Source organism: Streptomyces sp. NPDC058464, assembly GCF_042721035.1.
Lineage (GTDB): Bacteria > Actinomycetota > Actinomycetes > Streptomycetales > Streptomycetaceae > Streptomyces.
Map to the genome: position 1 here is coordinate 16,045 of NZ_JBHXMA010000035.1, position 18,867 is coordinate 34,911.

Here is an 18,867-nt window from a genome sequence, read left to right on the forward strand (position 1 = left end):
ACACTACAGAACCTCAGGAAAACCTCAAGTAACGATCTGGATTCAAAGGTTCAGGAATCAGTCCACCTCCGTTTCACTGGACCGACTCGTACGCCGCTCGTGCGAGAGCCCGCTCACCCGGCACAAAGGAATTCCCCCCATGACTGCCAACGGTCCCCACGACGGTCCCCGGGACGGTCTCCACGCAGGACTCAAGAACCGGCATCTGTCGATGATCGCCATCGGCGGTGTCATCGGCGCCGGCCTCTTCGTCGGCTCCAGTACCGGCATCGCCACCGCAGGCCCCGGCATCCTGCTGTCGTACGCACTCGTCGGCACGCTCGTGGTGCTGGTGATGCGGATGCTCGGCGAGATGTCCGCCGCGAACCCCACCTCCGGATCGTTCTCCGCGCACGCGGACCGCGCGCTCGGCCGCTGGGCCGGGTTCTCCATCGGCTGGCTGTACTGGTTCTTCTGGGTGGTGGTGCTGGCGGTCGAGGCGACCGCCGGTGCCACGATCCTCGAAGGCTGGATCCCGGCCGTACCGCAGTGGGGCTGGGCGCTCATCGTGATGACGGTGCTCACCGCCACCAACCTGGTCTCCGTCGGCTCCTACGGCGAGTTCGAGTTCTGGTTCGCCGGCATCAAGGTCGTCGCGATCGGCGCGTTCATCGTCGTCGGCCTGCTGGCGGTGCTGGGCGTGCTGCCCGGCGCGGACACCGACCAGGCGAGCTTCTCCAACCTCACCGGCCACGGCGGTTTCCTGCCGCACGGCCCCGGCACCATCCTCACCGGCGTGCTGCTCGTCGTCTTCTCCTTCATGGGCAGCGAGATCGCCACCCTGGCCGCGGGCGAGTCGGAGGATCCGCAGCGCGCGGTCACCAAGTCCACCAACAGCATCATCTGGCGGATCGGCGTCTTCTACCTCGGCTCGATCCTGATCGTGGTCTCGCTGGTGCCGTGGAACGACCCGTCCATCAAGGAGAAGGGCTCGTACGTCGCCGCCCTCGACTCCCTCGGCATCGCGCACGCCGGTCAGATCATGAACGTCATCGTGCTGACGTCCGTGCTGTCCTGCCTCAACTCCGGCCTGTACACGGCCTCCCGGATGGCCTTCTCGCTCGGGCAGCGGGGCGACGCGCCGAAGGCGTTCGCGCGGACCACCGCCCGCGGTGTGCCGCTGGCCGCGATCGTCGCGTCCGTCGTCTTCGGGTTCGTCGCCGTGTTCTTCAACTACCGGTTCCCGGACTCCGTCTTCCTCTTCCTCGTCAACTCCAGCGGTGCGGTGGCCCTGTTCGTCTGGCTCGTCATCTGCTTCTCGCAGCTGCGGATGCGGAAGATCATCCAGGCCGAGGCGCCGGAGAAGCTCGTCGTGAAGATGTGGCTGTACCCGTACCTGACCTGGGCGACGGCCGGTCTCATCGTGTTCGTGCTGGGCTACATGCTGACCGACACGGAGGGCGAGAGCAGCGGTCGTACGACCGTGCTGCTCTCGCTGCTGGTCGCGGCGGCGGTGGTCGCGGTCGCCGTGGTGAAGCAGAAGGTGACGGACGGCCGTACCGCCCCGGTGGCCGCCGAGCCCGCCGACAAGGTGTCCGTCGGCTGACCCTCACAGCAGGGTGAAGCTCTCCTTCACCTGCTCGTAGGTCCGCACGGCCTGGGCTTCGACCGCCGGCTGGTACCAGGTGTTGATCTGGTACGACTTGCCGTCGGCGTCGAAGCCCAGCAGCCGTGCGTGCCACGGGGTGCCCCTGAGGGTGAAGGTGTACTCCCAGACCACCGCCGGGTGGCCGCGGAAGGTCGTCTCGACCAGCCGGATCTTGGTGTAGTCCTGGCCCTGGTGGGCGCTGCGTTCGGAGGCGCTCCAGGTGTCCATGAGGTTGCCGCGGGCGAGTGAGGACTTGGCGACGAGTTCCTGGCTGCCGTCGGGGGAGGTGTAGTGGACCTCCGCGCCCGTCTTCACGTCCCTGCGCCAGCCGGTGGGCGGCGCCCAGGCGAAGCCGCCGGCCTCCTCGTGGGCGCCGGGCGGGAGGGAGCGGGGGCGGGCGGTGCCCTCGACTGTGGGCGCCGATGAAGTGGGCGTCGAGGTCGAGGGGGTTGAGGAGTTGCCGGTCGCTTTGTTGCTTTCGCCGCCGCCTGTTGTGGTGGTGAGGAGGATGGCGAGGGCGGTGGCTACCGCTGCGGTTCCCAGTACGGCGAGGAGAGTTGTGCGTTTGGGGGCCTTGCGGTGGTGGGGCGGTGCGGGTGCGTTGTGGCTGGTCGCGCCGTTCCCCGCGCCCCTTTCGGGGCGTTGACTGTCGGGGCGCTGTAAGGCAGGGCTCGCCTGAGGGCGGGTCGGGAGTGTCGGGGCCGTCGGACGGCTCGACGGGGTTTCCGAGCGGACCTCCGCGCGGGGTTCCGAGGGGGCCTCTGTGGATGCGCTGACCGGCGGGGACGGCTGTATCTCCGTCGGCGGTGGCTGGGGGCGTTCGTCCTCGGGGGCCGGGAGGTGCACCACGTACGCCGGGGTCGGGCGTTCCGCCGGGCGTGGGGCCGGATGGCGCTCCGTCGGGGTCCGGGTCGGGTACGCGACCGGGCGCAGTTCCTGTTCCACCTCCTCCAGGCCTGGTCGCGTCGTCGGTTCCTTCTCCAGGAGTGCTGCCAGCAGGTCGTGCAACGGGCCTGCCGTGGGCGGGAGTTCGGGCTCCTCGTAGAGGACCGCGTGCAGGGTCGCCAGGGTGGTGTCGCGGGAGAAGGGGGAGCGGCCGCCGAGGGCCGCGCACAGGGTCGCGCCGAGCGACCAGAGGTCGGACGGCGGGCCCTGCGGGCGGCCGGAGATCCGCTCGGGTGCCATGTAGTCGGGGGAGCCGACGAGCATGCCGACCATGGTGAGCGCCTTGGCGTCCTGGATCGCGGCGATGCCGAAGTCGGTGAGGACGACCCTGCCTGCGGTGTTCTCGACGAGGACGTTCCCGGGTTTGATGTCGCGGTGCAACACTCCCCCGGCGTGCACCTGGCGCAGCGCCGCCACCAGGCCGAGGCCGATGCGGGCCGCCGCGCGCGGGCTCAGCGCCCCCTCCTCGGCCATGATCCACTCCAGTGAGCGGCCGTTGACCAGCTCCATGACGATCCACAGGCGGTCGCCCTCGTCGACGACGTCGTAGACCCGCACGACGTTGGGGTGGTCGATCCGGGCGGTGGCCCTGGCCTCGCGCAGGGTGCGTTCGCGGCGGGTGCGGGTGTCCTCGGCGTCGAGGCCGTCGATCCGCATCTCCTTGACGGCGACCTGCCGGTCGAGCGTCTCGTCGGCGGCCCGCCACACCCGCCCCATCCCGCCCTGCCCGATACTCTCGGCCAGCCGGTAGCGGCCGGTCACCAGCAGCCCGGGAACCCCACCCTGCCCCGCGCTCTCCGGACTCCCCGCACCAACTGAATTCCCTGAATTCCCTGGCCCCTCCGAACTCCCTGAGTTCCCCGAATTCCCTGAATTACCCGGCAATTCGCTGCACCCCCTCAACGACCGCCCCTGCTGACACACAATGGTCACACTTACGGCCGTACCAGCATAGTGCGGAGAAATCTTGTGGTACCTCTTCAAGTGGCCGCGAATTCAGGCGCGGTCCAGGGGGTTGCAAGGGGGACGAACATGAGTTCTCGTCGTACGGCCCGGCGGCTGGCTGTGGTCACGGGATCACTGGTGACGGCATCTTTTTCGGCCGTGATGATCCTGCCGTCCACGGCCGTCGCCGACGACCAGGGGCCCGGAAGCAGCAAGGGGGGAAAGGCGGTTGACCAGGCAGCCGACGGTGTGAGGCTGACGACCACGCTGCCCGAGAAGATCTCGGTCGACAACAGTTCGCAGAAGACGGCGATCACCGCCACCGTGAAGAACGAAGGGACCAAGGAGAGCGGCGACATCAGGCTTTTGGTGGTCGGTTTCGACGGCCTGAAGGTCACCGGCGTGCAGGGCTGCGACGCTCTCGCGGCAAAGGATTTGCCGGCCGGTTCGAACAGTGCGTTCAGCTGTTCCGTCGGGGCGCTCGGCGCGGGCAAGTCGAAGTCGTACGCCGTGGACGCCACGTTCGATCTCGGGAAGACCGGGAAGATCTGCCTGCCCGTGCAGAGCACGGACGGGAAGAAGACGTTCTGGCAGCAGGGCCCGGTGCCGTTCGGTACGACGAACCCGTCGCCGAACGCCCCGGCCACCCCGCTGCTGCTCGGCACCGACAACAAGCCGGTGGGACCGAGCGGCGACCAGCTGCCGAAGACCGGCGCGGGACGGGACGTGCTGCCGCTCGGCGCGGCCGGCGCGGCGCTGATCGCGGCCGGGGCGGCGGGGGTGTGGTGGTCGCAGCGGCGGCCGCGGCAACGGTCGTAACACCCGGTACGACAGCGGGGCCCGGGGTGCCGAAGCATCCCGGGCCCCGCTGCGGTGGTGCGGGGTCAGCGCTTGTCGACGAGCTTCCACGCCGTGGGGACCGCGCCCATCGCGAGGGCCGCCTTCACCGCGTCGCCGATCAGGAACGGGGTGAGGCCGGCGGCGATCGCCGCGGACGCGGACATGTCGGCGGCGTACGCCAGGTAGGGCACGCCGATCGCGTAGATGATCGCCTCGCCGAGCAGCATCGTGCCCGCCATCCGCAGCACACCGCGGTCGGCGCCGCGCCGGGCCAGGGCGCCGACGACGGCGGAGGCGAGCATCATGCCGAGGATGTAGCCGAAGGAGACGGAGACTCCGGAGGTGCCGCTCGCGAACCAGGGCACGCCCGCGAGGCCCGCCAGCGCGTACAGGGCGAGGGAGAGCAGGCCGCGGCGGGCGCCGAGGGCGGTGCCGACGAGCAGGGCCGCGAAGGTCTGGCCGGTCACCGGGACCGGGGAGCCGGGCACCGGGACGGCGATCTGGGCGGCGAGGCCGGTGAGCGCGGCGCCGCCGGCCACGAGGGCCACGTCGCGCACCCGGGACGCGGGCAGGAGGTCGGCGAGGACGGTGCCGGTGCGGGTCGACGCGGCGGCGGTGGCGGTGCTCATGGGGTCTCCGCGAGGTGGGGTGGGCGGACGGACAGGGACACCGTGACGCTATCCCGGCAGGTCTGAGCCGGACACGTCAGCGGTCGACAAAGGCCGGAAGCGGCACTTGGTGGGCTCCCCACAAAGGATGTGGGTTACACGCGGTACGGGGTGACGCCGATCACTGAGGCAGGGATGTTTCAGTCACGTCAACGGCGTTGAACAGGCCTGTGGAGTTCCACCAATCGAATCCCAGTGGTCTGGTGGGATTCAAGGTTTCTGGCCTACGCTTTCGGACATGGTCGCCCAGTCCCGGAACTTCACGTCGCGTCGCTATGTCGACCTGCGACGTCAGGGGGCTGCCACCTGTCGCCGTACGCCCTGAGGCCGCGCGGCGGGAGACCGGTCCGGCGCGCCTCGACGTCCGAGACGTGTCGGCCCCGTTCCCGAGGACGGTTTCCCATGCCCCGTACCGCGGCACCCCCGCCCACCTTCGCGCCCCGTGACCGGCGGCGGACCAGCGCCAGTGTGGTCCTGCGCTCGGTCCTCGAGCACGGGCCGGTCGCCCGCTCCACCATCGCCCGGCTGACCGGGCTGTCCCCGGCCTCCGTCACCGACTACTGCGCCCGGTTCACCGAACTCGGTCTGATCCGGGAGACCGAGGCGCCGCAGCGCGTCAAGGGTGTGGGCCGCCCGCATGTCCCGGTCGACCTGGACGACTCGCGGTTCGTGGTCGGCGGGGTGCACGTGGCCGTGCCGTACACCACGGTCGCCCTGCTCGACCTGCGCGGGCGGGTCCTCGTACGGCGGGAGTTGAAGCACCGCTCCACCGACCCGCGCGGGGTGCTGGCGCGCGCCGCCGCCGGGCTCGCCGCGCTGCTCGACGAGGTGCCCGGCAGCCGGCCGCTGGGCGTCGGGGTCGCCGTCGGCGGCTGGGTCGACCGGGACTCCGGGACCGTCGTGGAGCACCCCCTGCTGGGCTGGCGCGAGGTGCCGGTGCGCGAGCTGCTCGGCGCGCACACCGGGCTGCCGGTCCATGTGGACGGCCACGCGCGGGCGTTGGTCAACGGGGAGCGGCTCTTCGGGCGGGCCCGGGGCAGCCGGAGCGTGCTGCACCTGTTCGTCGGGAACGTGGTCGACGCGGCCTTCGCCACCGGCGACGAGGTGCACCACGGCCCGCGCTCCCAGGCCGGCATGATCGGCCATCTCCCGGTGCCGGGCGGCACGGAGCCCTGCGACTGCGGACGCACCGGCTGCCTCCAGGTGGAGCTCAGCGAGCGCACGCTGGTGCGGCGGGCCCGGGCGGCCGGGGTGACGGACAGCGGCAACCCGATGGACGTCCTCGCGGCGGCCGGGGCCGGCGATCCGGCGGCCGCGGGGCTGCTGGTGGAGCGGGCGCGGCTGACCGGGCGGGCGGCGGCGCTGCTGCTCGACGTCCTCAACCCGGAGAGCGTGGTCGTCACCGAGGTCGGCGTGCTGTACCGCGAGGACTGTCTGCGCGCGCTGCGCGAGGCGGTCGGGACGGAGCGGGCGGCCGTGGTCGCGCCGACCAGTTTCGGGGCCTCGGTGCTGGCGGTGGCGGGCGGTTCGGTGGTCCTGGACGTGCTGTACCGGGACCCGCTGAGCGCCTCCTGCACGGCGGCCCGGACGGCGGCTCCGGCCCTGTCACCAGAGCTTATTTAATTCAGAAACTCGGAATATTGACAGCCGTCGCACACGGCAAGGAACATCCATCTCATGACCTGTCGCACCCTCTGTTGCTGACGTCTTGACGCGCCCCGGGCGCGCATTTCCCTCTGCGTGAGATCTCTCTTTCCGGCCTTCCGTCGCCGGGAATTCGCCCTGCCTTTCTGCTGCTTTTCTCCCCGGAGCACTCCCATGCCTTCTGCGTCCCCTTCCGGCATCGACCGCCGGCTCTTCCTGACCTCACTGCTCGGCGCCTCGGCGGCCGTGGCCGGGCTGAGCGGCTGCGCGGGCGGCAGTGCCGCCGCCGACACCGCGGGCGCCTCGACCGCTCCGCTGGCCGCCAAGGTGCCGTCCGGCACCAGCCTGAAGATCGCCTCCTATCTGAACACCCAGCAGCTGCAGTTCAAGCTGGCGAAACTGCCGGCGCTGCCGTTCACGGTGTCGAGCTGGGTGAACATCGGGGCCGGTCCCGATGTCATCAACGCGTTCCGCGCGAAGTCCCTGGACCTCGCGAACAATGCGGGTATCCCGCCGATCCAGGCGCAGTACCAGGGGTTCGCGACGAAGATCGTGGCGATCAACATCACCCGCAAGCCGAACTACCTGTTCGCCACCAAGCCCGGCAGCGACATCCGCACGGTCGCCGAGTTCAAGGGAAAGAAGCTCGCCTTCTCCCAGGGGCAGGCGCAGGGTGTCGTCCTGCTGCGGGCCCTCAAGGAGGCCGGGCTCGCCTACGACGACGTGAAGCTGGTCCCGCTGACCAGCAACCAGTTCCTCACCGCCCTGCAGTCCGGCCAGGTGGACGTCGCCCCGCTGGCCAACACCCAGGTGCCGGCCTACCTCCAGCAGTACGGCCCGAAGGGCGCCCACACCATCGCCACCGACGTCGTCGACCTGCTCAACCTGCTGTGGGCACCGCAGTCGGTGCTGAACGACAAGGCCAAGGCGGCCGCGGTCGCCGCGTACATCCCCCAGTGGGCCAAGGGCCTGGTCTGGCAGTGGGAGAACCCGGACACCTGGAACGAGGAGTTCTACGTCAAGACCCAGAACCTCACCCTCGCCCAGGCCCAGGGCATCACCAAGCTCGCCAACAAGCCGCTGTTCCCGCCCAGTTGGGACGAGGCGATCAAGTGGGAGCAGGAGACCGCGGACCTGCTGGCAGAGGGCGGGTTCGTGAAGAAGACCGACGTCTCCTCGCTCTTCGACCACCGCTTCGAGTCCATCGCCGCGAAGGCCGTACCGGCGGAGTACCGGAAATGACCGCCGTCACCAGCGCTCCCGCTCCCGTGGTGGAGGAGGCGCACCGGGTCCGGCCGCGGCGCCGGCTCTCCCCCGGCCGCCGGCTGCCCGCCGCCCGGCTGGCCGGTCCGCTCGTCGTCCTCGCCGCCTGGGCGATCGCCTCCGCCGCCGGACAGCTCGACCCCGGTGCGATCCCGGCGCCCTGGACCGTCCTGGACACCGCCGTCCACCTGTGGACGGCAGGGACCCTGCGCACCGACATCCTGACCTCCGTGGAGCGGGCCGGGTACGGGTTCGCGATCGGGCTGACCGCCGGGGTGCTGCTGGCCCTGGCCTCCGGGCTCAGCCGCACCGGCGAGGCGCTGATCGACGGGACCGTGCAGATCAACCGGGCGATCCCCACCCTCGGCCTGATCCCGCTGTTCATCCTCTGGCTGGGCATCGGCGAGACCTTCAAGATCGCCATCATCGCGATCGTCGTCTACATACCGATCTACCTGAACACGCATGCCGCGCTGTCCGCCATCGACAGCCGGTACGTGGAACTCGCCGAGGTGCTGGACCTGTCGAGGGTCCGGTTCATCCGGGAGATCGTGATCCCCGGCGCGCTGCCCGGATTCTTCGTGGGGCTCCGGCTCGGCGTCACCGGTTCCTGGCTCGGCCTGGTCGTCCTGGAGCAGATCAACGCCACCAGCGGCCTCGGCTACATGATGTTCCAGGCCCAGAACTACGGGCGCAGCGACATCATCCTCGTCGGTCTGCTGATCTACGGCGTCTTCGGCCTCCTCTCCGACACCGTGGTCCGGATCATCGAACGGAGGGTGCTGTCATGGCGCCGCACACTGAGCAGCTGACCCGCCCCGCCGTCCGACTCCGGGGCCTGACACGGTCGTTCGGGGACCGTACGGTCCTCGACGGCATCGATCTCGACCTGCCGGCCGGGCAGTTCACCGCTCTGCTCGGGCACAGCGGCTCCGGCAAGAGCACCCTGCTGCGGGCCGTCGCCGGACTCGACCACGGGGTCACCGGCAGCGGGGAACTCACCGCCCCGGAACGGGTGTCGGTGGTCTTCCAGGACTCCCGGCTGCTGCCCTGGCGCCGGGTGCTGGACAACGTGGTGCTGGGGCTGGACGGCAAGGACGCCCACGAGAAGGGGCGTGCGGCGCTGACCGAGGTCGGGCTCGCGGGCCGCGAACGGGCCTGGCCGGGCGAGCTGTCCGGCGGCGAGGCGCAGCGGGCCGCGCTCGCCCGGTCCCTGGTCCGCGAACCCGAACTGCTCCTCGCCGACGAGCCGTTCGGCGCGCTGGACGCGCTCACCCGGATCAGGATGCACCACCTGCTGCGCGAGCTGTGGAAACGGCACCGGCCGTCGGTACTGCTCGTCACCCACGACGTCGACGAGGCGATCGTCCTCGCCGACCGGGTGCTGGTCCTGGAGCACGGCCGGATCGGCCTCGACCTGACCGTCGACCATGACCGGCCGCGCGGTGAGTACCGAAGCCGGCTGCTGGCGGCACTGGGCGTCACGGAGGACGTCGCGTGACCGGCCGCCGGACCCCCGCTTCGGCCTGAACGGCCTCGTCCTCAAACGCCGGACAGGCTCAAAGAGACACGCAAAGGACCCCGCATGACCCGCCAGCTCCACCTCAACGCCTTCCTCATGACCACCGGCCACCACGAAGCCTCCTGGCGCCTGCCGGAGAGCGACCCCTACGCGCACGTCGACCTCGCGCACTACGTGCGGCTGGCCCGGACCGCCGAGCGCGGCACCTTCGACTCGCTCTTCCTCGCCGACGGACCGCACCTGTGGGGCAGCGTCGCGCAGCGGCCCGCCGGGGCCCTGGAGCCGCTCACCCTGCTCACCGCGCTGGCGACGGCCACCGAGCACATCGGCCTGATCGCCACCGCGTCCACCTCCTACAACTCCCCCTACAACCTGGCCCGCAGGTTCGCCTCGCTGGACATCATCAGCGGCGGCCGGGCCGGCTGGAACATCGTCACCACCGCGGGGGCCGAGGCGGCCCGCAACTTCGGCATCGACGAGGAGCCCGCACACGCCGAACGGTACGCGCGGGCCGCCGAGTTCCTCGACGTGGCGCTGAAGCTCTGGGACAGCTGGGAGGACGACGCGATCGTCGCCGACAAGGCGGCCGGCGTCTGGGGCGACGACGCGAAGATCCACCCGCCCCGGCACCGGGGCACGTACTTCGGTGTCGAGGGCGCCCTCAACGTGCCCCGCTCCCCGCAGGGTTACCCGCTGCTGGTGCAGGCGGGCTCCAGCGAGGACGGCAAGGCGTTCGCGGCCCGGTACGCGGAGGCCGTGTTCACCGCGCAGCAGACCGTCGAGGAGGCGCGGGCGTTCTACGCCGACCTCAAGGCACGGACGGTCGCGGCCGGTCGCGACCCCGACCACATCAAGGTGCTGCCGGGCATCGTCCCCGTGATCGGCTCGACCGAGGCCGAGGCGCGGGCGCACGAGCAGCTCCTGGAGGACCACATCGTGCACCGGCACGGTGTGGCCAACCTGGAACGGCTCCTCCATCTCCCCACCGGATCCCTTGAGTTGGATGCCCGGCTCCCCGCCGAGCTGCCGCCCGAGGACGCCATCGAGGGCGCCAAGAGCCGCTACACGCTGATCGTCGGGCTCGCCCGCCGCGAGCGGCTCACCGTGCGGCAGCTGATCGGGCGGCTCGGCGGCGGCCGCGGTCATCTGACCTTCGCCGGGACCCCGGAGCAGGTCGCCGACGCGATCGAGACCTGGTTCACCGAGGGCGCCGCCGACGGCTTCAACATCATGCCGCCCGTGCTGCCCTCCGGCCTGGAGACCTTCGTGGACCACGTCGTCCCGATCCTGCGCGCCCGCGGCCTGCTGCGCAGCGACTACGGCCCGCGCCGGACCCTGCGGGAGCGCTACGGCCTGCCCCGCCCCGCCAACCAGTACGTCACTCCCGCACTCGCCACCGCCTGAAAGCCCGGAAGCCGGAAAGCCCTGAAGCCCTGAAGCCCTGAAGCCCGAACGTCTGAACGTCTGAACGTCTGAACGTCTGAAAGGACGCCCCCGCATGTCCATCGAGATCCGCAAGGTCACCGCGCACATCGGCGCCCAGGTCCTGGGCGTGGACATCTCCAAGCCGCTGGACGAGGAGCAGGTCGCCGCGATCCGTGAGGCCCTGAACGTCCACAAGGCCCTGGTCTTCGACGACGTCCACCTCGACGACGAGGGCCAGGAGGCCTTCGCCCGGCACTTCGGGGACCTCACCACCGCCCACCCGACGGTGCCCGCCGTCGACGGCGCCCCGAACGTGCTGCCCGTCGACAGCGAACGCGGCCGGGCCAACCACTGGCACACCGACGTGACGTTCGTCCTGAACCCGCCCCAGGCCAGCACCCTGCGCTCGCTCACGGTCCCGCCGTACGGCGGCGAGACCCTGATCGCCAGTTCGGCCGCCGCCTACCGCGACCTGCCCGAGCCGCTGCGCGCGCTGGCGGACACGCTGTGGGCGGAGCACACCAACGACTACGACTACGCCGTGCCGGACGAGGAGATCGACGAGGAGAAGGCCGCCCAGCGCGCCCAGTTCACGTCGATCAAGTTCCGCACGGTCCACCCGGTCGTCCGGGTGCACCCGCTGACCGGTGAACGCGGCCTGTTCATCGGGGGGTTCGCGCAGCGGATCGTCGGCCTGTCGAAGGACGAGTCCCGCAAGGTCCTCGACCTGCTCCAGGCGTACGTCGCCCGCCCCGAGAACATCCTGCGCCACCGCTGGTCCCCGAACCAGCTGGTCCTGTTCGACAACCGCATCACCCAGCACTACGCGGTCGACAACTACGACGGCCGGCCGCGCCGCCTCCACCGGGTCACCGTCGCCGGTGACGTCCCGGCCGGCATCGAGAGCAAGGAGAGCTACTCGATCGAGGGCGACGCCTCGCACTACACTTCCGTAGCCGCGTGAACACGGCGCGTTGACGGCGCGTCCGGATAATGGGCGGCCTCCCCGGGACGGCGGGGAGGCCGCCCACACTATGGGCGCTTTTGCCCATCTCACGCATTGGACGAGCCGCGCCCATGCCGCACCGCAGCACCCCGGTCGAGACCCCGCCGACGCACGACGACGGCGTCTCCCCCGCCCCCTCGCCCGCCCTCTCCCCGAGCCTCTCCCCCGGCCTCAGGCAGCGCCATCTGTCGATGATCGCCCTGGGCGGGGTCATCGGCGCGGGTCTCTTCGTCGGCTCCGGCGCCGCCATCGCCGCCGCCGGGCCGTCCGTCGTCATCGCCTACACCCTCTCCGGGCTCCTCGTGATGCTGGTGATGCGGATGCTGGGCGAGATGTCGGCCGCGTATCCGTCGTCGGGCTCGTTCTCGACGCACGCGGAGCGGGCGATCGGGCCGTGGGCGGGCTTCACGGCCGGCTGGTCGTTCTGGGTGCTCCTCTGCACGGCCGTGGGCCTGGAGGGCATCGGCGCCGCGAAGATCGTCACGGGCTGGCTGCCGGGGACGCCCGAGTGGGCGTGGGTGGCCCTCTTCATGGTCGTCTTCTGCGCGACGAACCTCGCCGCGGTGCGCAACTTCGGCGAGTTCGAGTTCTGGTTCGCGGCGCTGAAGGTCGGCGCGATCGGCCTCTTCCTGGTGCTCGGCGTCCTGGCGATCGCCGGTGTGCTGCCCGGCACCGGCTCCCCTGGCGCCTCGAACCTGACCGACTTCCTGCCGCACGGCAGCGAGGGTTTGATGATCGGCATCCTGGCCTCGATCTTCGCGTACGGCGGCCTGGAGACGGTCACCATCGCGGCGGCCGAGTCCGAGGACCCGGTCCGGGGCGTGGCGAGCGCGGTCCGCACGGCGATGTGGCGCATCGCGCTCTTCTACATCGGCTCGATGGCGGTCATCGTCACCCTGGTCCCCTGGGACTCGAAGGAGCTCGTCGAGAAGGGCCCGTACGTCGCGGCCCTGGACCGCCTGGACATCCCGGGCGCGGGTCAGCTCATGAACGTCGTCGTGCTGGTCGCCCTGCTCTCCGCGATGAACGCGAACATCTACGGCTCCTCGCGCATCGCCCACTCCCTGGTGGAGCGCGGCCAGGGCCCGCGGACGCTCGCCAGGCTCTCCGGCGGCGTCCCGCGCCTCGCGGTCCTCACCTCCTGCGTCTTCGGCTTCGTCTGCGTCGTGCTCAGCTACTGGCGCCCGGACGACGTCTTCCCCTGGCTCCTCAACATGATCGGCGCGGTGATCCTGGTCGTCTGGGTCCTCATCGCCGTCTCCCAGCTGCTGCTGCGCCGCCGCACCCCCGAGGAGCCGGTCGTGCGCATGTGGGCGTTCCCGTACCTGACCTGGCTGGCGCTGGCGGGCATGGCGGCGATCCTCGTCCTGATGGCCCGCGAGGCGGACACGCGCGTGCAGCTGTACTACACGGGCGGCATGACGGCCGTCCTGGCGGCGGTGGGTTATGCGCGGCAGCGGCGGCGCCCCGCGGGCTGACGGCTCAGGGCTTGCGGCCGAGGCCGCCGTGCTGGCCGATCGGACGGGGGGCCGGGTCCGTGTCGGGGCGCCACAGGGGCACCGACACCACTCCCGGGCCGACCAGGTCCAGGCCCTCGAAGTAGCCCTCGATCTGGTCGACGGGGCGCAGGAAGTAGGGGACCGCGCCGGTCTCGTTGTAGGCGTCCTGCGCCTGCTCGTAGGCGGGGTCGGTGCCGCGCGAGCCGTCGTTGACGGAGAGGTGACTGCCGGCGGGCAGGCCGGACAGCAGGGCGCGGACCAGGTCACGGGCGCGGTCGTGACCGTCGACGTGGCCGAGGATGCCGCTGAGGATCAGGGCGGTGGGGCGGGTGAGGTCGAGGGTCCGGCCGGCGGCCTCCAGGATGCGCTCCGGCTCGTAGAGGCTGAGGTCCTCGTATGCGGTGACGCCCTCCTCGGTGGAGGTGAGCAGGGCGCGGGCGTGCGCGAGGACCAGCGGGTCGTTGTCGACGTACACGATCCTCGACTCGGGGGCGATGCTCTGGGCGACCTCGTGGGTGTTGTCGACGGTCGGCAGGCCGGTGCCGACGTCGAGGAACTGGCGGATGCCGGCCTCCCGGACCAGGTACCCGATGCTGCGGCCGAGGAAGGCGCGGCTGCTGCGGGCGATGGTCACGATCCCGGGGAAGACGGCGGTGTAGGCGTCGCCGGCCTCCTGGTCGACGAGGTAGTTGTCCTTGCCGCCGAGCCAGTAGTTCCAGATGCGCGCCGAATGCGGCACCGAGGTGTCGATCTCCGTCATGTGCCCATGGTGCTACGGGAGATGGGGCGTACGGGGCCGTTGCGGGGATCCGCGCCCGGCGGGACGGCCGCCGGGCGCGGAGAGGGGACCTAGAGGTTGCTGAAGTCGGGGCCCTTGGTGCGGGTCCGCTTGATCTCGTAGAAACCGGGCACGGAGGCGACCGCGAGGGTGCCGTCCCACAGGCGGGCCGCCTCCTCGCCCTTGGGGGCGGGGGTGACGACCGGGCCGAAGAAGGCGATCTGCTCGCCGTCGGCGCCGGGGACCGCGATGACCGGGGTGCCGACGTCCTGGCCGACCTTGTCGATGCCCTCCTTGTGGGAGGCGCGCAGCTCGGCGTCGAACTCGAAGTCCTCCTGGTCGGCGTACTCGATCAGCTCGGCCGGCAGGCCGACGTCGGCGAGCGCGCCCGCGACGGCCTCCACGGTCGGGCCCTCGCCGTTGTTGTGTATACGGGTGCCGAGCGCGGTGTACAGCGGGCCGAGGATGTCGGAGCCGTGCTTCTGCCAGGCCGCGGTGACCACGCGGATCGGCTTCCACGCCTTGGTCTCCAGCAGCTCGCGGTACTCCTCGGGCAGCTCGTCGAGCTTGGGCTCGTTGAGGACCGCGAGGCTCATGATGTGCCAGCGGACCTCGATGTCGCGGACCTTCTCCACCTCCAGGACCCAGCGGGAGGTCATCCAGGCCCACGGGCACAGCGGGTCGAACCAGAAGTCGACGGGGGTCTTGCCGGAGCTGGTCACGGTCTCGGACATGCTTCTCCTCGAAATACGGTCCTTTCCAGCGGCAACACCGCCATCGGCCACCCCATTCCCGGATGCCCGCCGTCAGGGGCACGTGGGAGGATCGGTGCTGTTCCGGCGTACCGACAACCATGAGGGAGTGCCGCCCGTGCCCGGTGAGAATCTGTCCCGCGACGAGGCCCGGGAGCGGGCCGCCCTGCTGTCGGTCGACGGATACGACGTGTCGCTGGACGTACGGTCCGCCGTCGGGGAGAGCCAGGACGAGCCGCGCACCTTCCGCTCGGTGACCACGATCCGCTTCCGCTGCAACGAGCCGGGGGCGTCGAGCTTCGCCGACCTGATCGCGCCGAGCGTGACCGCGGTGACCCTGAACGGCAAGGACCTCGACCCCGGGGAGGTCTTCGACGGCACCCGGATCGCCCTGGAGGACCTGGCCGCGGAGAACGAGCTGGTGGTGGACGCCCGGTGCGCCTACTCCCGTACCGGTGAGGGCCTGCACCGCTTCGTCGACCCCGAGGACGGCGAGGTCTACCTCTACACGCAGTACGAGCCGGCCGACTCGCGGCGGGTCTTCGCGGGCTTCGAGCAGCCGGACCTCAAGGCTCCGTTCCGCTTCGAGGTGCGGGCGCCCGAGGAGTGGCGGGTGTGGAGCAACGGGACGGGTGAACTCGCCGACGGCGTCTGGCGGTTCGCGGAGACGAAGCCGATCTCGACGTACATCACGTGTGTGGTGGCGGGGCCGTACCACTACGTGACGGACTCCTACTCCCGGACGTTCCCGGACGGCACGACGCTCGACATCCCCCTGGGCGCCCTGTGCCGCAAGGGCCTCGCCCCCTACTTCGACGCGGACGACGTCTTCCTGATCACCAAGCAGGGCCTGGACTTCTTCCACGACCACTTCGACTACCCGTACCCGTTCGGGAAGTACGACCAGGCGTTCGTGCCCGAGTACAACCTGGGCGCGATGGAGAACCCGGGCCTGGTGACCTTCCGCGAGGAGTACATCTTCCGGGGCAAGGTGACCCAGGCGTCCTACGAGGCGCGCGCCAACGTGATCCTGCACGAGATGGCGCACATGTGGTTCGGCGACCTGGTCACCATGGTGTGGTGGGACGACCTGTGGCTGAAGGAGTCCTTCGCGGACTTCATGGGCACGTTCGCGAACGTCGGCGCGACCCGTTTCGAGAACGCGTGGACCACCTTCGCCAACCGCCGCAAGGCCTGGGCGTACCGCGCCGACCAGCTGCCCTCCACGCACCCGATCACGGCCGACATCCGCGACCTGCAGGACGCCAAGCTCAACTTCGACGGCATCACGTACGCGAAGGGGGCCAGCGTTCTGAAGCAGCTCGTGGCGTACGTCGGGCAGGAGGCGTTCCTGGAGGGCGCCCGCCGCTACTTCAAGCGCAACGCGTACGGCAACACGCGCCTCGGTGACCTGCTGTCGGTCCTGGAGGAGACCAGCGGCCGGGACATGAGCGCCTGGGCCGGGAAGTGGCTGCAGACGGCGGGGGTGAACTCGCTGACCCCGCAGGTGCTCCTCGACGGGGACGGCAGGGTGGCCGAGCTGGCGGTGGTGCAGGAGGCGGCGGAGTCCCATCCGGAGCTGCGTCCGCACCGGGTGGCGATCGGCCTGTACCGGCTGGAGGACGGCGAGCTGGTCCGGTACGCGCGTGCCGAGGCGGACGTCGACGGCCCGCGGACGGTGGTCGCGGACCTGGCGGGCGCCGACGCCCCGGAACTGGTCCTGGTCAACGACGACGACCTCACCTACTGCAAGATCCGCTTCGACGAGACCTCGCTGGCGACCCTGCGCGGCCGGCTCGGCTCGCTCACCGACCCGCTGGCCCGGGCGCTGTGCTGGTCGGCGCTGTGGAACCTGACCCGGGACGCGCTGCTGCCCGCCCGGGACTTCGTCGACCTGGTGCTGCGGTTCGCGAGCCGCGAGTCGGACATCGGCGTGCTGCAGATGCTCCAGGCGTGGGCGGAGTCGGCTCTGGTGCACTACGTGGCGCCGCAGGGCCGGGAGACGACCGGGCGGCTGCTCGCCGAGGGCGCCCTGCGGGAGCTGCGGCAGGCCGCGCCGGGCGGCGAGCACCAGCTGGCCTGGGCGCGGTTCTTCGCGTCGACGGCGGCGGACGGGCCCGACATCGGGCTGCTCCAGGAGCTGCTGGCGGGCACGGCGACGATCGACGGCCTGGACGTCGACCAGGAGCTGCGCTGGGCGTTCCTCGAACCCCTCGCCGCGCACGGCGTGGCCGACGAGTCCGTGCTGGCGGCCGAACTGGCCCGGGACGACACGGCGTCCGGCAAACGCCACCAGGTGCGCTGCCTGGCCGCCCGCCCGTCGGCGGCCGTGAAGGCGCAGGCGTGGGCGCAGGTCGTGGAGTCGCAGGCGCTGTCCAACGCGCTGGTGGAGGCGACGATCGCGGGCTTCGCCCAGCCGTCGCAGCGGGAGCTGCTGGCGCCGTACGCGGAGAAGTACTTCGAGGTCATCGCCCGGATCTGGGAGGACCGCTCGATCCAGATCGGCATGGACGTGGTCCGGGGCCTGTACCCGTCCCTCCAGGACCGCCCGGAGACGCTGGAGGCGACGGACGCGTGGCTGACGGCCCACGCCGACGCGCCCCCGGCGCTGCGCCGCCTGGTCCTGGAGGCCCGGGACGACCTGGCCCGGACGCTGCGCGGACAGGAGTGCGACGCGCAGGCCGCGGGAGTCCCCGCGAGCTGACCTTTGGCCAAAGGTCAGCCTCCGGGTGACCGTTACGCAATTCATTCCATCATGGCCGTAACCCCTGGTCCCCACCCATCCGGACCAGGGGTTTCCGGTCCCTACTCGGCACCCGAACACCCGTCCTTTAGTCCCGTCTTGTCCGCATTCATCGACGAACACGTAACACCGGTTACGGACCCGGCCGGCCCCGGGAATCCCGAGGCCATGACCCACAACACCCCGCTCTCCCCCCGCCCCCTCCGCCACCTCTCCGACGTCCACCGCCGGGTGCTGACGACGGCCCAGCTCCGCTCGCACGGCGTCGCGGCCACCGAGATCGCCGAGCAGTGCCGGCCGGGCGGCCCCTGGCAACAACTGCTGCCAGGCGTGGTGCTGCTCCACCCCGGACCGCCGACCAGCGAGGAACGCCTGCACGGGGCCCTGCTCTTCACGGCCCGCGAATCGGCCCCCGGCGTCCCGGCGCAGCCGACCCCGGACTCCCCGCACCGCCCGGTCTACGCGGACGCGATGATCACGGGCCTGGCGGCGCTGACCCTGCACGGCTTCTCCGCCACCCCGCCGCTGCTCTCCCTGGACCACGTGGACGTCCTGGTCCCGCGGATGCGCCGGCTGCGCTCCACCTCCTACGTCCGCGTGCTCCGCACCCCGGCCCTGCCGACCCCCGAGACGGTGACGGGCCTCCCGGTCGCGCCGGTCCCCCGCGCCCTCGCGGACGCGGTGGCGGACCTCACCGACGCGGAGGCGGTGCGGCGGCTGCTGACCGAGGCGGTGCGCGGCGGCCACTGCGAACCGGCGGCGGTGGTACGGGAGCTGACCCAGGCGAAGCTGCTCGCCCGCCCCCATGTGGTGGACGCCGTCGACTCCCTCGTCGCCGAGGGCCGGGCCATCGCGGAGGACCGCCTCTACCGGATGGTCCACGAGTACGGCCTCCCCGACCCGGTCTGGAACGTGGACCTGAGGCTGCCCGGCGGCCCCCACCTGGGCGGCCTCGACGCCTACTGGCCGGAGCATGCCGTCGCCGTCGAGCTCGACACCCGCGCACCCCGTCACGACGAGGACGCCCTGTGGTCCGAATACGCCCGCAAGCGGGAGCACTTGGAGCGCCTCGGCATCACGGTCGTGTACGTCACCCCGAAGAAGCTCCGGGACTCGGCGGAGCAGCAGGCGGCGGTGATCCGTACCGCCCTGATGGCGTCCGACGACCGCGACCCGGCCGCGTATGTCGTGGTGCTGCCCCGGTAGGCGG

At 71.2% G+C, this 18,867-nt stretch carries 15 protein-coding genes; 11 read left to right on the forward strand and 4 right to left on the reverse strand.

Annotated features, from left to right (window positions below; all coding sequences use genetic code 11):
* Nucleotides 1-139 precede the first annotated feature (139 nt).
* Complete coding sequence (locus tag ACFWPQ_RS36865) at nt 140-1,585, forward strand: amino acid permease (RefSeq protein WP_384044796.1); 1,446 nt, start codon at nt 140-142, stop codon at nt 1,583-1,585.
* 3 nt (nt 1,586-1,588) lie between these two features.
* Here ACFWPQ_RS36865 and ACFWPQ_RS36870 read toward each other — a convergent pair whose 3' ends face one another.
* Nucleotides 1,589-3,334: a protein kinase gene (locus ACFWPQ_RS36870; RefSeq protein ID WP_384044799.1), complete on the reverse strand. Its 1,746-nt coding sequence runs from the start codon at nt 3,332-3,334 to the stop codon at nt 1,589-1,591.
* A 270-nt stretch (nt 3,335-3,604) separates the two neighbouring features.
* Between ACFWPQ_RS36870 and ACFWPQ_RS36875 the strand changes: the two genes are divergently transcribed.
* Nucleotides 3,605-4,336 (forward strand): LPXTG cell wall anchor domain-containing protein, encoded by a 732-nt coding sequence (locus tag ACFWPQ_RS36875; RefSeq protein WP_384044802.1) that lies wholly within the window; start codon nt 3,605-3,607, stop codon nt 4,334-4,336.
* 65 nt (nt 4,337-4,401) lie between these two features.
* Here ACFWPQ_RS36875 and ACFWPQ_RS36880 read toward each other — a convergent pair whose 3' ends face one another.
* Nucleotides 4,402-4,986, reverse strand: a complete 585-nt coding sequence (locus tag ACFWPQ_RS36880) for a biotin transporter BioY (protein ID WP_384044805.1) — start codon at nt 4,984-4,986, stop codon at nt 4,402-4,404.
* A gap of 441 nt (nt 4,987-5,427) precedes the next feature.
* On the opposite strand from ACFWPQ_RS36880, the gene ACFWPQ_RS36885 reads away from it, so the two are divergent.
* The 7 genes from ACFWPQ_RS36885 (at nt 5,428) to ACFWPQ_RS36915 (ending at nt 13,363) form a co-directional block, all read left to right on the forward strand.
* Nucleotides 5,428-6,648, forward strand: coding sequence for an ROK family protein (locus ACFWPQ_RS36885; protein WP_384044808.1), 1,221 nt, complete (start codon nt 5,428-5,430; stop codon nt 6,646-6,648).
* Nucleotides 6,649-6,843: 195 nt separating this feature from the next.
* Nucleotides 6,844-7,911, forward strand: a complete 1,068-nt coding sequence (locus ACFWPQ_RS36890; protein ID WP_384044811.1) for an ABC transporter substrate-binding protein — start codon at nt 6,844-6,846, stop codon at nt 7,909-7,911.
* Nucleotides 7,908-8,744: an ABC transporter permease gene (locus ACFWPQ_RS36895; RefSeq protein WP_384044814.1), complete on the forward strand. Its 837-nt coding sequence runs from the start codon at nt 7,908-7,910 to the stop codon at nt 8,742-8,744. Before ACFWPQ_RS36890 ends, ACFWPQ_RS36895 begins: the two co-directional genes overlap by 4 nt.
* Complete coding sequence (locus ACFWPQ_RS36900) at nt 8,720-9,433, forward strand: ABC transporter ATP-binding protein (RefSeq protein ID WP_384044817.1); 714 nt, start codon at nt 8,720-8,722, stop codon at nt 9,431-9,433. The genes ACFWPQ_RS36895 and ACFWPQ_RS36900 overlap by 25 nt, the downstream gene beginning before the upstream one ends.
* Nucleotides 9,434-9,517: 84 nt before the next feature.
* A complete protein-coding gene (locus ACFWPQ_RS36905) occupies nt 9,518-10,858 on the forward strand; it encodes an LLM class flavin-dependent oxidoreductase (RefSeq protein WP_384044820.1) in 1,341 nt (446 codons plus the stop codon).
* A gap of 94 nt (nt 10,859-10,952) precedes the next feature.
* The gene (locus ACFWPQ_RS36910) at nt 10,953-11,843 is read left to right on the forward strand and encodes a TauD/TfdA dioxygenase family protein (RefSeq protein ID WP_384044823.1); all 891 of its coding nucleotides are present in this window, start codon (nt 10,953-10,955) and stop codon (nt 11,841-11,843) included.
* Between the two features lie 113 nt (nt 11,844-11,956).
* On the forward strand, nt 11,957-13,363 hold the full coding sequence (locus ACFWPQ_RS36915; RefSeq protein WP_384044826.1) for an amino acid permease: 1,407 nt from the start codon (nt 11,957-11,959) through the stop codon (nt 13,361-13,363).
* Nucleotides 13,364-13,367: 4 nt separating this feature from the next.
* Here the strand turns inward: ACFWPQ_RS36915 and ACFWPQ_RS36920 are convergent, their stop codons facing one another.
* Nucleotides 13,368-14,144, reverse strand: a complete 777-nt coding sequence (locus ACFWPQ_RS36920) for an SAM-dependent methyltransferase (RefSeq protein ID WP_384044828.1) — start codon at nt 14,142-14,144, stop codon at nt 13,368-13,370.
* A gap of 89 nt (nt 14,145-14,233) precedes the next feature.
* Nucleotides 14,234-14,896: a DsbA family protein gene (locus tag ACFWPQ_RS36925; protein ID WP_384044831.1), complete on the reverse strand. Its 663-nt coding sequence runs from the start codon at nt 14,894-14,896 to the stop codon at nt 14,234-14,236.
* A 136-nt stretch (nt 14,897-15,032) separates the two neighbouring features.
* Here ACFWPQ_RS36925 and pepN point away from each other — a divergent pair, with 136 nt between their 5' ends.
* Together pepN and ACFWPQ_RS36935 are read left to right on the forward strand one after the other, a co-directional pair.
* A complete protein-coding gene (pepN, locus tag ACFWPQ_RS36930) occupies nt 15,033-17,618 on the forward strand; it encodes an aminopeptidase N (protein ID WP_384044833.1) in 2,586 nt (861 codons plus the stop codon).
* 207 nt (nt 17,619-17,825) lie between these two features.
* A complete protein-coding gene (locus ACFWPQ_RS36935) occupies nt 17,826-18,863 on the forward strand; it encodes a hypothetical protein (protein ID WP_384044836.1) in 1,038 nt (345 codons plus the stop codon).
* Nucleotides 18,864-18,867 lie beyond the last annotated feature (4 nt).

Coding starts and splice junctions, on each gene's coding strand:
- ACFWPQ_RS36905 (WP_384044820.1), top strand. CDS start 9,518: ATGACCCGCCAGCTCCACCTCAACGCCTTCCTCATGACCACCGGCCAC.
- ACFWPQ_RS36875 (WP_384044802.1), top strand. CDS start 3,605: ATGAGTTCTCGTCGTACGGCCCGGCGGCTGGCTGTGGTCACGGGATCA.
- ACFWPQ_RS36925 (WP_384044831.1), bottom strand. CDS start 14,896: ATGTCCGAGACCGTGACCAGCTCCGGCAAGACCCCCGTCGACTTCTGG.
- ACFWPQ_RS36865 (WP_384044796.1), top strand. CDS start 140: ATGACTGCCAACGGTCCCCACGACGGTCCCCGGGACGGTCTCCACGCA.
- ACFWPQ_RS36915 (WP_384044826.1), top strand. CDS start 11,957: ATGCCGCACCGCAGCACCCCGGTCGAGACCCCGCCGACGCACGACGAC.
- ACFWPQ_RS36900 (WP_384044817.1), top strand. CDS start 8,720: ATGGCGCCGCACACTGAGCAGCTGACCCGCCCCGCCGTCCGACTCCGG.
- ACFWPQ_RS36890 (WP_384044811.1), top strand. CDS start 6,844: ATGCCTTCTGCGTCCCCTTCCGGCATCGACCGCCGGCTCTTCCTGACC.
- ACFWPQ_RS36880 (WP_384044805.1), bottom strand. CDS start 4,986: ATGAGCACCGCCACCGCCGCCGCGTCGACCCGCACCGGCACCGTCCTC.
- ACFWPQ_RS36885 (WP_384044808.1), top strand. CDS start 5,428: ATGCCCCGTACCGCGGCACCCCCGCCCACCTTCGCGCCCCGTGACCGG.
- ACFWPQ_RS36910 (WP_384044823.1), top strand. CDS start 10,953: ATGTCCATCGAGATCCGCAAGGTCACCGCGCACATCGGCGCCCAGGTC.
- ACFWPQ_RS36895 (WP_384044814.1), top strand. CDS start 7,908: ATGACCGCCGTCACCAGCGCTCCCGCTCCCGTGGTGGAGGAGGCGCAC.
- ACFWPQ_RS36935 (WP_384044836.1), top strand. CDS start 17,826: ATGACCCACAACACCCCGCTCTCCCCCCGCCCCCTCCGCCACCTCTCC.
- ACFWPQ_RS36920 (WP_384044828.1), bottom strand. CDS start 14,144: ATGACGGAGATCGACACCTCGGTGCCGCATTCGGCGCGCATCTGGAAC.